The organism is Kosakonia cowanii JCM 10956 = DSM 18146 (assembly GCF_001975225.1).
In the GTDB taxonomy this organism is placed as follows: domain Bacteria; phylum Pseudomonadota; class Gammaproteobacteria; order Enterobacterales; family Enterobacteriaceae; genus Kosakonia; species Kosakonia cowanii.
The window spans coordinates 2879422-2894838 of the sequence record NZ_CP019445.1 but is presented as its reverse complement, the minus strand read 5'-3'; the positions used below and the strand labels follow the sequence as shown (position 1 = coordinate 2894838).

Here is a 15417-nt window from a genome sequence, read left to right as displayed (position 1 = left end):
TTTATCCTTTCAGGCTGCGGTAATCAGCCAGCAGTTGTGGATTTGACGGTTGCGGGCAAAATCCTGCGACTGCGTTTTTTGGGTAATTTCTTGTGCTTTAAGCCCCAGCTTCGCCAGCCCGTCGAGATCCATACGGAAACCGCGTTTGTTATTGGAGAACATAATGGTGCCCCCTTTGCGCATCAGACGCTTCAGGTCTTCCATCAGGCGCATATGATCGCGCTGCACATCAAAAGACTCTTCCATGCGCTTGGAGTTGGAGAAGGTGGGCGGATCGATAAAGATGAGATCGAACTGCTCATCGGTCTCCTGCAGCCAGCCGAGGCAATCCGCCTGGATCAGGCGATGTGCGCGGCCGCTTAAGCCATTAAGGCGCAGGTTACGCTCTGCCCACTCCAGATAGGTGCGGGACATATCCACGGTGGTGGTTGAGCGTGCGCCGCCGAGGCCCGCATGGACGCTGGCGCTGCCGGTGTAGGCGAAAAGGTTAAGGAAATCTTTGCCTTTGCTCATCTGGCCCAGCATGCGGCGGGCAATACGGTGATCGAGGAACAGGCCGGTATCCAGATAATCGGTCAGGTTGACCCACAGGCGCGCGTTATATTCGCTCACCTCGATAAAGTCGCCCTTCTCGTTCATCTTCTGGTATTGATTATTGCCCTTCTGGCGCTCACGGGTTTTCAGCACCAGCTTGTTAGGCGCAATACCGAGCACGTGAATGGTGGCGGCAATAATATCGAACAGGCGTTGACGCGCTTTTTGTGCATCGATGGTTTTCGGCGCGGCGTACTCCTGCACCACCACCCAGTCGGCATAGCGATCGACGGCAACGTTGTAGTCCGGCAGATCGGCATCATACAGGCGATAACACTCAATCCCCTCCTGACGTGCCCACTTCTCCAGCTTCTTAACGTTTTTACGCAGGCGGTTAGCGAAATCTTCCGCCATCGCTGGCGCTTTCGCTTCGCCGGTGTTTTCCGCCAGATGGTAGTTTTTCTGCACACAGTCGAGCGGGCCGTTTTTGGCTTTGAACTGACGGTCGGCGCGCAGTTGCAGGCAGTTGAGCAGATCGACCGAGGCGCTAAACAGCGACAGGTTCCAGCCGCCAAACTGCGCTTTCAACAGACGACCCAGCAGGCTGTGCAGGGCGATCAGCGCCGGTTCACTCTCAAGACGCTCGCCGTAAGGCGGGTTACTGATAACCGTGCCGTACGGGCCTTGCGGCAATGGGTTGCTGAGCTGCGCGACATCTTTGGCTTCAAAGGTAATCAGCTCGCCAATTCCGGCGCGACGGGCGTTTTTACGGGCATTCTCAATGACGCGGGCATCGCTATCAGAGCCATAAAAACGGGATTCATACGCCGCCAGCCCCTGGCGCGCGCGGTTTTGCGCATCGGCTTTCACTTCACCCCAGATGGCATCATCATGCTGCGCCCAGCCGCTAAAACCCCAGTGGCCACGGTGCAGGCCAGGCGCGCGATCGGTTGCCGCCATGGCAGCTTCAATCAGCAGCGTGCCGGAGCCGCACATCGGATCGAGCAGCGGCGTGCCCGGCTGCCAGCCGGAGCGCATCACAATTGCTGCGGCCAGGTTCTCTTTGATCGGCGCGATGCCGGTACGATCGCGGTAGCCGCGCAGGTGCAGACCTTCGCCGCTCAGATCGAGCGAGATTTGCGCCGTTTCATGGTTGAGCCAAACGTTAATGCGCAGATCCGGCATTTCACGTTCGACGTTCGGGCGCGGCAGGTTTTTACGCGTAAAGCTGTCGACAATCGCATCTTTCACTTTCAGCGCGCCGTACTGGCTGTTGCGGATCTCATCGTTCAGCCCGCTGAAGTGCACGGCAAAGGTTGCGCCCGGGTTGAAAATCTCTGTCCAGTTGATCGCCTGCACGCCGAGATAGAGATCAAGGTCGCTGTAAACCTTGCACTCTCCCAGCGGCATCATAATGCGCGAGGCCAGGCGGCTCCACATCAGGCTTTGGTACAGGAGCCGCGTGTCGCCTTCAAAATGGACACCACCCTGAACGACGCGGCACTCCACGGCGCCGAGTTTTTCAAGTTCAGTTTTTAACAGCTCTTCCAGCCCACGGGCCGTACTGGCAAACAGAGAAATCATAATGTCACTTACACTCTACGAAAATTGTTGCGCATTATAGCTAATCTCGCCCTCATGTCATAAAGTTGAGGGCTTATTTTCGTCTAACAGGGAGGAAGACGTGCCTACCCTTTCACGTCTTTATATCCATCCGGTGAAATCCATGCGCGGTATTGGCCTGACGCATGCCCTCGCCGATGCCAGCGGCCTCGCGTTTGACCGGGTTTTTATGGTCACGCAGCCTGATGGCACCTTTATTACCGCGCGTCAGTTTCCGCAGATGGTGCGTTTTCTGCCCTCGCCTTTAACGGATGGCCTGCATCTGACCGCGCCCGACGGTAGTAGTGCGGTGATCCGCTTTGCCGATTTTTCCCCCGACGCCGCACCTACCGAGGTGTGGGGCAACCACTTTACGGCGCTGATTGCCCCTGCGGCCATCAACCAGTGGCTGAGCGGCTTTTTCGACCGCGAGGTGCAGCTGCGCTGGGTGGGCACAAATCCGACCCGCCGCGTTAAGCGCCACGAAGAGGTTCCCCTCTCCTTTGCCGATGGCTTTCCCTATCTGTTAACCAATGAAGCCTCGTTGCGCGATCTGCAACAACGTTGCCCTGCCAGCGTACAGATGGAGCAGTTTCGCCCCAATCTGGTGGTGACCGGGGCGCAGGCGTGGGAGGAGGATAGCTGGAAAGTGGTGCGCATTGGCGACGTGGTGTTTGACGTGGTTAAACCGTGCAGCCGCTGCATCTTTACCACCGTCAGCCCCGAGCGCGGTCAGAAACACCCTACCGGTGAGCCGCTCGCCACACTGCAAAAGTTCCGCACGGCGCAGGATAATGGCGACGTCGACTTCGGTCAGAATTTAATTGCCCGCAACAGCGGCGTAATTCGCACCGGCGATGAGGTTGCGGTACTGGCCACCGGCCCGGCGAAAGTGTATGGCGCGGGTGCGGTCGTTGAATCACTTGAACCGCAGGCGCAACCCGCAGGCACGGTGGATATTGAGTGGCAGGGTCAGACCTTTCGCGGTAATAACCAGCAGGTGCTGCTGGAGCAGCTGGAAAACCAGGGGATCCGCGTGCCCTACTCATGTCGCGCAGGCATCTGCGGCTGTTGCCGGATACGTTTAGTCGAAGGGGAAGTGAGTGCGCTGAAACAGTCAGCGCTGGGTGAGGATGACACTATCCTCAGTTGCAGCTGTGTACCGAAAACGTCGCTGCGGCTGGAACCTTAAACCGCCTGCTCGAAAGCGAGGCTCGCGGCATTAAGCTGCGGCTTCAGGCGATCGTTCATGATCTTTATCGCATCGCCCAGTTGCATCGTGCGCCCGGCAACCACCACGCCGGGCTGCGCCAGCAGGCAGAGCGTCGCGTTCTCTCCAGGCTCGACCACCAGCAAATTCACGCACTCTTGCGTATCGCTTAACCAGACGCAGGCACCATCGCCAGTGGCGGGCGTCCACGGGGAGTTGTGGCTCAAAAAGTGCCAGCTTTTCGGCATTTGCGGTTTAAGAAAGCGGATTGCCACCAGCGCATTGAGCACCAGCTCGGCGCGTTGCTCATTAGATAATTCTAAATCGCGGCATTTTTCATCGAAGGAGAAATAAAGCGCAGCGTCATCAACACAAAAACCAGACGGGGAAAAGGCATCAGGCGTCAGCATTTTACGGGCGAATCGGGAGCGAAATAACATACCATTGGCTAAATCGAGCATCATACGATCGTGCTCTTCATCAAAATACCAGCGCCAATTATCGTCAGGTTTAATTCGCATTGTTTCCCCCTTTCCCCCTAAACATCCTGTTGTTTTTTCATCCGTTGTGCCGCCTCGCTTATTAACTTAATAATTGAAGACTGAAATGTTTAAATTAGCAACAGTGACGGAATATAAAACAACCAGGGCCGGAAATAAAGCCCTGGTTACGCAGGAGGGGAAAAAGATCAGAGGTAGGTGACGATCTCTTTTACCAGCGGTGGGCCTTTAAAAATAAAACCAGAATAAATTTGCACCAGCGAAGCGCCCGCTTCCATCTTCTCGCGTGCGGCAATCACCGAGTCGATTCCGCCGACGCCAATAATCGGTAAACGCCCAGATAATTCTTGTGACAGACGTCGGATAATTTGCGTACTTTTTAATTGCAGGGGACGTCCACTTAAACCACCGGTTTCATCACAGTGCTTCATTCCCTGAACCAATGCCCGGTCGAGGGTGGTATTGGTGGCAATAACGCCATCAATATTGTGGCGAACTAAACTATCAGCGACCTGGATTAGCTCTTCTTCAGAAAGATCGGGCGCAATTTTCACCGCCACCGGAACATATTTATGGTGGCGAGCTTGCAGATCATTCTGCTTAATTTTAATGGCGCTGAGTAAATCATCCAGCGCTTCGCCATATTGCAAGGTGCGCAAACCTGGGGTGTTTGGCGAAGAGATATTGATGGCGATATAACCGGCATAGGGGTAAATTTTCTCCATGCAGATCAAGTAGTCATCTTTTCCCTGTTCAACCGGCGTATCTTTATTTTTGCCAATATTAATACCGAGTACGCCGTCAAAATGCGCCTTTTTGACATTCTCGACCAGATTGTCGACGCCAAGATTGTTAAAGCCCATGCGGTTAATCAGCCCTTCAGCTTCCACCAGGCGGAAGATCCTAGGCTTATCATTTCCCGGCTGCGGGCGCGGCGTCACGGTGCCAATCTCGATTGAGCCAAACCCCATCGCGCCCAGCGCATCAATGCACTCACCGTTTTTATCCAGACCTGCGGCCAGACCGAGCGGATTTTTAAAGGTCAGTCCCATGCACTGCACCGGTTTTGCCGGTACACGCTGGCGGACAAGCGCTTCGAGCGGCGTGCCGGTAACGCGGCGCAGCTGCTGGAACGTTAATTCATGAGCGCGTTCTGGATCGAACTGGAAAAGGGCTTTACGAACGAAGGGGTAGTACATGAACTCTCCTGGATTCCCGGTGTGCAAACCGGGGGCGTATTATCAGTGAAAGCGCAGCGAAAGGGAATTGACCTGTGGCAAAAAAAGCCTATTCCGCGCAATCGTTTTCCTCTCAGGCCCTCTCTTTATGCAAATTTCAGCAACTTTTCCCCGAATAAATCATTTAGGGGAATAAACCGCCTCTGTCACACTGCCTGAAATTGTTATCAATGTTATCTATAAGCAAACATTTGGTTATAAGGAGTAAGCATGCGCGTTGTCACCCTGGCCGGCAGTCCCCGCTTTCCCTCGCGCTCCAGCGCGCTTCTGGAGTATGCCCGCGATAGGCTTTCTGCGCAGGGCGTTGAGGTTAACCACTGGCATCTGCACAATTTTGATCCTGAAGACCTGCTCTATGCCCGCTTCGACAGCCCGGCGCTGCAAACCTTTATCGAGCAACTCAGCATGGCTGAGGGGCTGATTGTCGCCACCCCGGTCTATAAAGCAGCCTATTCCGGCGCCCTAAAAACCCTGCTCGACCTGCTTCCCGAACGCGCGCTGGCAGACAAAGTGGTATTGCCGCTGGCAACGGGCGGCACGGTAGCGCATCTGCTGGCGGTTGATTACGCCCTGAAACCGGTGCTGAGTGCCCTCAAAGCACAGGAGATCCTCCACGGTGTCTTCGCCGACGACAGTCAGGTGCTCGATTATCAACATAAACCGAGCCTGACGCCCAATCTGCAAGGCCGACTGGATAGCGCGCTGGAGACCTTCTGGCAGGCGCTCCATCGCCGCGATATTAAAGCCCCGGATTTCCACGCCCCGCAAGGAGTTGCTCATGTTTAACTGCCTCTCATTTTCCGCCACCGGGCTGCTGCTTGGCGGGCTGCTCACCCTCTCCGCCTGGGCGCAGGCCGCCGAGCCGGCACCGGAGGCTTTGCGCATTGGCTATCAAAAAGGAAGCGTCAGCATGGTGCTGGCGAAAAGCCACGGCCTGCTGGAGAAACGCTATCCGCATACCAAAATTTCCTGGATTGAGTTCCCGGCCGGGCCGCAAATGCTTGAAGCGCTGAATGTCGGCAGTATCGATCTTGGCAGCACCGGCGATATCCCGCCGATTTTCGCCCAAGCTGCGGGCGCAGATCTGGTCTATGTCGGCGTCGAGCCGCCAAAACCGAAAGCGGAAGTGATCCTCGTGGCTGAAGATAGCCCAATCAAAAGCGTAGCGGATTTGAAGGGCCATAAAGTCGCGTTCCAGAAGGGCTCCAGCTCCCATAACTTGCTGTTGCGGGCGCTGCAACAGGCCGGACTTAAATTCAGCGATATTCAGCCGGTGTTCCTCAGCCCGGCAGACGCGCGTGCCGCATTCCAGCAACACAATGTCGACGCCTGGGCTATCTGGGATCCCTACTACTCTGCCGCCCTGTTACAAGGCGGCGTGCGGGTACTGAAGGATGGCACCACCCTCAAGCAGACCGGTTCATTTTACTTAGCCGCGCGCCCCTATGCCGAGAAGAATGGCGCCTTTATTCAGGGCGTACTGGATACCTTCAGCGCAGCGGATGCTTTAACGATTAGTCAGCGCGACGAAAGTATCGCTCTGTTTGCCAAAAGCATGGGGCTGCCGCAACCGGTGATCGCCACCTATTTCGATCACCGTCCGCCAACCAAAATCACCCCGGTAAATGAGGCAACGGCTGCACTACAGCAGCAGACCGCCGACCTTTTCTATGAAAACCATCTGGTACCGAAAAAAGTCGATATCCGTAGCCGCATCTGGCAGCCGACCCAAGAAGGAGCGAAATCATGAGTCTGAATCTGTTCTGGTTTTTACCGACCCACGGTGATGGTCACTATCTTGGCACCGACCACGGCGCGCGACCGGTTGATTATGGCTATTTGCAGCATATCGCCCAGGCAGCCGACAGGCTCGGCTTTAGCGGCGTGCTGATCCCGACCGGGCGATCCTGTGAAGATGCGTGGCTGGTGGCTGCCTCGTTGATTCCGGTCACCCAGCGCCTGAAGTTTCTGGTTGCCCTGCGCCCGAGCGTGATCTCGCCGACGGTTGCCGCGCGCCAGGCGGCAACGCTCGACAGGCTCTCCAATGGCCGGGCGCTGTTTAACCTGGTGACCGGCAGCGATCCGCAGGAGCTGGCAGCCGACGGTGTGTTCCTCGATCACAGCGAACGCTATGAGGTATCGTCGGAATTTACCCATATCTGGCGTCGTTTGCTGGAGGGCGACACCGTCGATTTCACCGGCAAGCATTTACAGGTACGCGGCGCGAAGCTGCTCTTCCCTCCGGTACAACAGCCGCGACCGCCGCTCTACTTCGGCGGATCCTCCGATGTAGCCCAGGATCTGGCGGCAGAGCAGGTCGATCTCTATCTCACCTGGGGCGAGCCGCCAGAGCAAGTAAAAGAGAAGATTGAGCAGGTGCGCACGAAGGCCGCTGCCCACGGGCGAAAAGTGCGCTTCGGTATTCGCCTGCATGTGATTGTGCGCGAAACCAATGCCGAGGCGTGGCAGGCAGCGGATCGCCTTATCTCACACCTTGATGATGCAACAATTGAAAAAGCGCAGGCAGCCTTTGCCCGTCAGGACTCGATTGGTCAGCAGCGTATGGCCGCCTTACACAACGGCCGGCGCGATAAGCTCGAAATCAGCCCTAACTTGTGGGCCGGAGTCGGTCTGGTGCGTGGCGGCGCGGGCACGGCGTTAGTGGGCGATGGCCCGACGGTTGCAGCGCGCATCAACGAATATGCCGCTCTCGGTATCGACAGTTTTATCCTCTCCGGCTATCCGCATCTGGAAGAGGCGTATCGCGTCGGCGAACTGCTCTTCCCGCATCTGGATGTCGCTATCCCCGAGATCCCGCAGCCGCAGCCGTTACAGCCGCAGGGTGAAACGGTGGCGAACGAGTTTATTCCGCGTAGCGTGGCGCAAAGCTGAGGTTGTGATGGCGAAAGAGAATAAGTGGTTGTTGCGCCTGGCTCCCTGGCTGCTGCCGGCGCTGATAGTCGCGGTCTGGCAACTCGCCTCGACCTTCGGCTGGCTCTCAAGCCGTATCTTTCCGTCGCCGGAAGGGGTGGTGGAAGCGTTCTGGACGCTCAGCGCCAGCGGTGAGCTGTGGCAGCATCTGGCGATCAGCGCCTGGCGCGCGGCGATTGGTTTCTCCATCGGTGGCAGCATTGGCCTGACGCTTGGGCTGATTAGCGGCCTCTCGCGCTGGGGAGAACGTCTGCTGGATACCTCGATTCAGATGCTGCGTAACGTGCCGCATCTGGCGCTGATCCCGCTGGTGATCTTGTGGTTTGGTATTGATGAGACGGCGAAGATCTTTCTCGTCGCGCTCGGGACGCTCTTTCCGATCTATATCAACACCTGGCACGGGATCCGCAATATCGACCGCGGACTGGTGGAGATGGCGCGCAGCTATGGCCTCTCCGGCTTTGCGCTCTTCGCCCATGTGATCCTGCCCGGTGCCCTGCCGTCGATTATGGTTGGCGTGCGCTTTGCGCTCGGCCTGATGTGGCTAACGCTGATTGTCGCCGAAACCATCTCAGCGAATGCCGGTATCGGTTATCTGGCGATGAACGCGCGCGAGTTTCTGCAAACCGATGTGGTGGTGGTGGCCATCATTCTCTACGCCCTGCTCGGCAAATTGGCCGATATCAGCGCACTGGCGCTGGAGCGTCTGTGGCTGCGCTGGCACCCCGCATACCATACGAAGGAGGTAACAGCATGAATACTGCCCGACTGAACCAAGGCATCCCGCTGCTGTTAAATGGCGTCACCAAACGGTATGGCGCCAACACAGTGTTAAATGGGCTCGATCTGCATATTGCCGCCGGGCAGTTTATCGCGGTGGTGGGCCGCAGCGGCGGCGGGAAAAGCACGCTGCTGCGTCTGTTAGCCGGGCTGGAGACACCAAACAACGGTGAGCTGCTGGCAGGCACGACGCCCCTTGCCAGCATTCAACATGATACGCGCATGATGTTTCAGGACTCACGTCTGCTGCCGTGGAAATCGGTGATTGATAATGTTGGTCTCGGGCTGAAAGGCCGCTGGCGTGAGTCAGCAGAAAGCGCGTTACGCTCGGTGGGGCTGGAGCAGCGTGCGGCAGAGTGGCCAGCGGCGCTCTCCGGCGGCCAAAAACAGCGTGTTGCGCTGGCGCGTGCGCTGGTACATAAACCGGGTTTGCTGCTGCTTGATGAACCGTTAGGCGCGCTGGATGCCCTCACCCGGCTGGAGATGCAGGCGCTGATCACGCAGTTGTGGCAGGAGCAGGGATTTACGGTGGTGTTGGTGACGCACGATGTCAGTGAAGCGGTAGCGATGGCAGACCGCGTATTGCTGATTGAGGAAGGGAAAATTGGCCTCGATGTGAGTGTCGATTTGCCGCGCCCGCGCCGCCTCGGATCGGTCAGGCTGGCCGAGCTCGAAGAGCAGGTATTGAACCGCGTGATGCAGCGCGGCGAGTCCGAAAACAGCGTTGTGCCCCGAACCCGCCACGCATGATGTTATTAACGAACAGTAACAGCCCATCTGCCCGATAAGCGTAGCGCCATCGGGCATTACTGCCGGATGGCGGCTGACGCCTTATCCGGCCTACAACGCGCGCAGGTCGGATAAGGTGCTACACGGTTATGCCAGCGCTTTGCTGACTTTCTCGTAGAGATCGCCAGAGAGATTCGGCAACGCTTTCAGCTGTTCCAGCGCTTTACGCATCAACGCCTGACGACCTTCATCGTAACGTTTGAAGCGGATCAGCGGCTCAATCAGACGCGACGCAACCTGCGGGTTACGGCTGTTAAGCTCCGTCAGCATTTCGGCCAGGAAGCGGTACCCGCTGCCATCTTCAGCATGGAACGCCGCCGGGTTGCTGCTGGCAAACGCGCCAATCAACGAGCGGATACGGTTCGGGTTGCTGAGGGTGAAAGAGCGGTGTTGCAGCAAGCCGCGCACCGTTTCCAGCGCATTCGCCGCCGGGCTGGTGGCCTGCAGAATAAACCACTTATCCATCACCAGACCGTCCTGATGCCACTTGTCATCATACTCCTGCATCAGCAGATCGCGGCCAGGCAACTGGGCGGCAACCGCCGCCGCGAGCGCGGCCAGCGCATCAGTCATATTATCCGCCTCGTGATACTGCTGGCTGACCAGTTTATCTGCCAGCTGCGCATCGCCAAAGGCGAGATAACGCAGGCAGGTATTGCGCAGGGAGCGCTTGCCAATATCCTCATGCTCCACACGATAGCTGTCGAGTTTATGGGCGTTGTAGACCGCGAGGAATTCGTCTGCCAGTTCGGTGGCCAGCGTGCGGGTCAGCGCTTCACGAACGGCAGCGATAGCCACCGGATCGATGATGTCGAACAACTCGGCAATCTCATTGACCGACGGCAGGGTCAGGATCTCGGCGGCGAGTGCCGGATCGATCTGATCATCGAGCAGGATCGCGCGGAACGCATCGGCAACATGCAGCGGCAGCGAGAGCGCCAGCCCCTGCTGATGACGCGCAACGTTCAGCTTGATATGTGTCGCCAGCAGGCTCTGCGCCGCATCCCAGCGCGCGAAGTCGTTCTTCGCATGGCGCATCAGGAACGTCAGCTGCTGATCGCTCCACTTATACTCCAGCTTCACCGGTGCGGAGAAATCACGCAGCAGAGACGGGACAGGCTGGAAGTAGACGTTATCAAACACAAAGGTCTGCTCCGTCTGCGTCACATTTAGCACGTTGTGTACCGGGTGGCCCTCTTTCTGCAGCGGGATCACTTTCCCTTCGTTATCGTAAAGTTCGATATCAAACGGAATATGCAGCGGCAGCTTCTCCTGCTGCTCCGCCGTTGGCGGGGTGCGCTGGCTGATGGTCAGCGTGTACTGCTCGGTGTTCGGGTTGTAATCATCCTGCACCGAAACAATCGGCGTGCCGGCCTGGCTATACCAGCGGCGGAAATGGGAGAGGTCGATATTGGACGCATCTTCCATCGCCTGAACAAAATCATCGCAGGTCGCCGCGCTGCCGTCATGGCGCTCAAAATAGAGCTGCATCCCTTTCTGGAAGTTCTCTTCCCCCAGCAGGGTGTGCAGCATGCGGATCACCTCCGCCCCTTTTTCGTACACCGTCAGGGTGTAGAAGTTATTCATCTCAATAACTTTTTCAGGACGAATCGGGTGCGCCATCGGGCTGGCATCTTCGGCGAACTGCATGCCGCGCATGGTGCGTACATTATTAATGCGGTTAACGGCGCGGGAGCCGAGATCGGAGCTGAACTCCTGATCGCGGAACACTGTCAGCCCCTCTTTCAGGCTCAGCTGGAACCAGTCGCGGCAGGTGACGCGGTTACCGGTCCAGTTATGGAAATATTCATGTCCAATCACGCGCTCGATATCGAGATAATCTTTATCGGTGGCGGTATCGGTGCGGGCGAGAACATATTTGGAGTTGAAGATATTCAGCCCTTTGTTCTCCATCGCGCCCATATTGAAGAAGTCGACGGCCACGATCATATAGATGTCGAGATCGTACTCCAGACCGAAACGCTGCTCGTCCCACTTCATTGAATTTTTCAGCGAGGTCATCGCCCACGGCGCGCGGTCAAGATTCCCGCGATCAACATAGAGCTCCAGTGCCACTTCACGACCGGAACGGGTAGTAAAGGTATCGCGCAGCACATCAAAATCACCGGCCACCAGCGCAAAGAGGTAGCAGGGTTTTGGGAACGGATCCTGCCACTGCACCCAGTGACGACCATTGTCCAGCTCGCCCTGATCGATACGGTTGCCGTTAGAGAGTAGGAACGGGTAACGGGCTTTATCGGCAATCAGTTTGGTAGTAAAGCGCGCCAGCACGTCCGGGCGATCGAGATACCAGGTGATATGACGGAACCCTTCCGCTTCACACTGGGTACAGAGTGCTTCACCGGATTGATAGAGTCCTTCGAGCGCGGTATTCGCCGCCGGGCTGATCTCATTAACGATGCGTAAGGTAAAACGGTCCGGCAGACCGTCGAGCACCAGCTGACCGCCCTCTTCTTTATAGTTCGTCCAGGGTTGGTCATTAATATGCAGGGAGATAAGGGTCAGATCGCCGCCATCCAGGCGCAGCGGCGCAGCAGAGGCGCTTTGGCGTGACACGTTGCTCAGCGCAGTGACGACGGTTTTCGCGGCGTCAAGGTCGAAGGTCAAGTCAATATCACTAATCAGGTAGTCCGGCGCACGGTAATCGTGGCGGTATTTGGCTTGTGGCTGTTGTGTCATAAAAAACCTTTAGCATCTTCTGTTGGTTACGGTTCCAGTCTATTCCGGTTGCTACAAACGCGCCACGCAGAATGTTTATCTTTTCAGAGGGAAAAGCTCTGTCTGCTACATTTTTATAACAGTGGGCACGAAAAGCCATCGACCCTTTTTCGACGATATGGTGTGATGGGGTTCACTAAATGAGTAAACAAGGTATACTCCAGCGACTTACTTGCTTTGTTTAATCTACTAAACGCTCCTGTAAGAGGATGCTACTGCGCGCCATGACTCAACTCGCTTTTTCTGGTCTGCAAACGCTGCTGGATACCGATGCCTACAAACTGCACATGCAGCAAGCGGTGTTCCATCACTACTATGATGTGCATGTCTCGGCGGAATTTCGCTGTCGCGGCGACGATCTGCTGGGCATTTATGCCGACGCGATCCGCGAGCAGGTTGATGCGATGCGCCATCTGCGCTTGCAGGATGACGAATTCCTCTGGCTCTCCGGCCTGCCCTTCTTCAAACCCGACTACCTCGCCTGGCTGCGTAACTTCCGTTACGATCCGCAGCAGGTCACCATCAGCAACGATAATGGCAAGCTCTCAATTCGCCTCTCCGGCCCGTGGCGCGAGGTGATTATGTGGGAAGTCCCGCTGCTGGCGCTGATTAGCGAAGTGGTGCACCGCTGTCGCTCGCCTGAAGCGGGCGTCCAGCAGGCCCTGCTGCATCTGGAGAGTAAACTGGCAGATTTCGCTGCGCGCACCGCCTCGATGGATATGTCCGGTTTCCGGCTGATGGATTTCGGTACCCGCCGTCGCTTCTCTGCCGACGTCCAGCAAGCAATTGTTGAGCGGCTTAAACAGGAGCCGTGGTTCGTTGGCACCAGCAATTACGATCTCGCTCGTCGCCTGTCGCTGACGCCGATGGGTACGCAGGCCCATGAGTGGTTCCAGGCACATCAGCAGATTAGCCCCGATCTGGCGACCAGCCAGCGTGCCGCGCTGGCTGCCTGGCTTGCTGAGTACCCGGATAAACTCGGTATCGCCCTGACGGACTGCATCACCATGGATGCCTTCCTGCGCGATTTCGGCCCGGAGTTCGCTACCCGCTATCAGGGGCTGCGCCATGATTCTGGCGATCCCGCAGAGTGGGGCGAGAAAGCGATTGCCCATTATGAAAAGCTTGGTATCGATCCGTTGTCGAAAACGCTGGTCTTCTCCGATAACCTCGATCTCAATAAAGCGCTGGATCTCTACCGCCATTTCGCCTCGCGTATCCAGCTTGGCTTCGGCATCGGTACGCGACTCACCTGCGATATTCCGGGCGTTAAGCCGCTCAATATCGTGATTAAGCTGGTGGAGTGTAACGGTAAACCGGTGGCGAAATTATCCGATAGCCCTGGCAAAACGATTTGCCATGACAAAGCGTTCGTCCGCGCGCTGCGCGAGGCCTTCGACCTGCCGCAGGTGCGAAAGGCGAGTTAATCATCAGGGAGCCAGTCGGCTCCCTTTTTTCATGACAAATTATTAATGCTGCCTGCGAATTCTGCTTGTCTGATGGCGCTCGCCAGGTAACATAGGTGATCCCGCCCATTTCGGGTGGACAAGTGTTTATTTTTTCCGACTATTAATAGAGAGAATATTATGAGCGTTGTGCCTGTAGCCGACGTATTCCATGGTCGCGTTGCCGTTGACAGTGAAGTGACGGTTCGCGGATGGGTGCGCACCCGCCGAGATTCTAAAGCTGGTATCTCCTTCCTCGCCGTTTATGACGGCTCCTGCTTTAATCCTGTACAGGCCGTTATTAATAATTCTCTGCCCAATTACAATGATGACGTTTTGCATCTGACCACCGGTTGCTCGGTTGTGGTTACCGGCAAAGTTGTGGCCTCGCCGGGCGAAGGTCAGAGCCTGGAGATCCAGGCAACATCCGTAGAAGTGACCGGCTGGGTTGAAGATCCGGACACCTACCCGATGGCGGCAAAACGTCACAGCATCGAATATCTGCGTGAAGTCGCACACCTGCGCCCGCGCACCAACCTGATCGGCGCCGTCGCGCGCGTTCGTCATACGCTGGCGCAGGCGCTGCACCGCTTCTTTGACGAGCAGGGCTTCTTCTGGGTCTCTTCTCCGCTGATCACCGCCTCAGATACCGAAGGCGCTGGCGAAATGTTCCGCGTCTCGACGCTGGATATGGAAAACCTGCCGCGTAACGCTGAAGGCAAAGTTGATTACGATAAAGACTTCTTTGGCAAAGAGGCGTTCCTGACGGTTTCCGGTCAGTTGAACGCAGAGACCTATGCCTGCGCGCTCTCAAAGGTTTATACCTTTGGCCCGACTTTCCGCGCGGAAAACTCCAACACCAGCCGCCACCTGGCGGAGTTCTGGATGCTGGAGCCGGAGATCGCCTTTGCTAACCTCGACGATAACGCCCGTCTGGCTGAAGCGATGCTGAAGTATGCCTTTAAAGCAGTGCTGGAAGAGCGTCTGGACGATCTGCAATTCTTCGCTGAACGCGTTGATAAAGATGCAATCGGTCGTCTTGAGCGCTTTATCGCGGCTGACTTCGCGCAGGTCGATTACACCGATGCGGTGGCGATCCTTGAGAAGTGCGGTGAGAAGTTCGAAAACCCGGTTTACTGGGGTGTCGATCTCGCGTCCGAACACGAACGCTATCTGGCTGAGAAGCACTTCAAAGCGCCGGTTGTCGTTAAAAACTACCCGAAAGAGATTAAAGCGTTCTATATGCGCCTTAATGATGACGGTAAAACCGTGGCGGCGATGGACGTGCTGGCACCGGGCATCGGCGAAATCATCGGCGGCTCGCAGCGTGAAGAGCGTCTCGACGTGCTGGACGCGCGTATGGCTGAAATGGGGCTCAACAAAGAGGACTACTGGTGGTATCGCGATCTGCGCCGCTACGGCACCGTACCGCATGCCGGTTTTGGTCTCGGCTTTGAGCGTTTGATCGCCTATGTTACTGGCGTGCAGAACGTTCGCGATGTGATCCCGTTCCCGCGTACGCCGCGCAACGCAACCTTCTGATTGCGTCAATGTCAAACAAGGCCAGCATAATTGCTGGCCTTTTTATTATCTGCTGTCAACTTTTGTTAACGCGGTCACACTTTACCCCACCTGATAAATCGCCCTTT

General features: G+C 56.7%; 12 protein-coding genes. 8 read left to right on the top strand and 4 right to left on the bottom strand.

Going from position 1 to position 15417, the window contains the following annotated elements; translation table 11 throughout:
- Nucleotides 1-9 precede the first annotated feature (9 nt).
- A complete protein-coding gene (gene rlmKL, locus BWI95_RS13585; protein ID WP_054803109.1) occupies nucleotides 10-2118 on the bottom strand; it encodes a bifunctional 23S rRNA (guanine(2069)-N(7))-methyltransferase RlmK/23S rRNA (guanine(2445)-N(2))-methyltransferase RlmL in 2109 nt (702 codons plus the stop codon).
- Between the two features lie 100 nt (nucleotides 2119-2218).
- On the opposite strand from rlmKL, the gene BWI95_RS13580 reads away from it, so the two are divergent.
- Nucleotides 2219-3328, top strand: coding sequence for a YcbX family protein (locus BWI95_RS13580; protein WP_054803108.1), 1110 nt, complete (start codon nucleotides 2219-2221; stop codon nucleotides 3326-3328).
- Here BWI95_RS13580 and zapC read toward each other — a convergent pair.
- Nucleotides 3325-3867, bottom strand: coding sequence for a cell division protein ZapC (zapC, locus tag BWI95_RS13575; RefSeq protein ID WP_054803107.1), 543 nt, complete (start codon nucleotides 3865-3867; stop codon nucleotides 3325-3327). The genes BWI95_RS13580 and zapC overlap by 4 nt on opposite strands.
- 167 nt (nucleotides 3868-4034) lie before the next feature.
- Nucleotides 4035-5045 carry a quinone-dependent dihydroorotate dehydrogenase gene (gene pyrD / locus BWI95_RS13570; protein ID WP_054803106.1) on the bottom strand — a complete coding sequence of 337 codons (1011 nt, stop codon included), beginning with the start codon at nucleotides 5043-5045 and terminating at the stop codon, nucleotides 4035-4037.
- Between the two features lie 249 nt (nucleotides 5046-5294).
- On the opposite strand from pyrD, the gene ssuE reads away from it, so the two are divergent.
- From ssuE to ssuB, 5 genes are read left to right on the top strand one after another with little or no spacing between them, the layout of a single operon-like run.
- Nucleotides 5295-5870: an NADPH-dependent FMN reductase gene (ssuE, locus tag BWI95_RS13565; protein ID WP_054803105.1), complete on the top strand. Its 576-nt coding sequence runs from the start codon at nucleotides 5295-5297 to the stop codon at nucleotides 5868-5870.
- Nucleotides 5863-6834, top strand: a complete 972-nt coding sequence (locus BWI95_RS13560; protein WP_054803104.1) for a sulfonate ABC transporter substrate-binding protein — start codon at nucleotides 5863-5865, stop codon at nucleotides 6832-6834. The genes ssuE and BWI95_RS13560 overlap by 8 nt, the downstream gene beginning before the upstream one ends.
- Nucleotides 6831-7976 carry an FMNH2-dependent alkanesulfonate monooxygenase gene (gene ssuD, locus BWI95_RS13555; protein WP_054803103.1) on the top strand — a complete coding sequence of 382 codons (1146 nt, stop codon included), beginning with the start codon at nucleotides 6831-6833 and terminating at the stop codon, nucleotides 7974-7976. Before BWI95_RS13560 ends, ssuD begins: the two co-directional genes overlap by 4 nt.
- A 7-nt stretch (nucleotides 7977-7983) precedes the next feature.
- Nucleotides 7984-8772: an aliphatic sulfonate ABC transporter permease SsuC gene (gene ssuC / locus BWI95_RS13550; protein ID WP_054803102.1), complete on the top strand. Its 789-nt coding sequence runs from the start codon at nucleotides 7984-7986 to the stop codon at nucleotides 8770-8772.
- On the top strand, nucleotides 8769-9545 hold the full coding sequence (ssuB, locus tag BWI95_RS13545) for an aliphatic sulfonates ABC transporter ATP-binding protein (RefSeq protein WP_054803101.1): 777 nt from the start codon (nucleotides 8769-8771) through the stop codon (nucleotides 9543-9545). Before ssuC ends, ssuB begins: the two co-directional genes overlap by 4 nt.
- Nucleotides 9546-9671: 126 nt before the next feature.
- On the opposite strand, the gene pepN is transcribed toward ssuB, so the two are convergent.
- Entirely contained in the window at nucleotides 9672-12284 is a 2613-nt protein-coding gene (pepN, locus tag BWI95_RS13540) for an aminopeptidase N (RefSeq protein ID WP_076769642.1), read from the bottom strand.
- Between the two features lie 263 nt (nucleotides 12285-12547).
- On the opposite strand from pepN, the gene pncB reads away from it, so the two are divergent.
- Nucleotides 12548-13750 carry a nicotinate phosphoribosyltransferase gene (gene pncB / locus BWI95_RS13535; RefSeq protein ID WP_076769641.1) on the top strand — a complete coding sequence of 401 codons (1203 nt, stop codon included), beginning with the start codon at nucleotides 12548-12550 and terminating at the stop codon, nucleotides 13748-13750.
- 159 nt (nucleotides 13751-13909) lie between these two features.
- Nucleotides 13910-15310: an asparagine--tRNA ligase gene (asnS, locus tag BWI95_RS13530; protein ID WP_023481622.1), complete on the top strand. Its 1401-nt coding sequence runs from the start codon at nucleotides 13910-13912 to the stop codon at nucleotides 15308-15310.
- The last annotated feature ends 107 nt before the right edge of the window (nucleotides 15311-15417 follow it).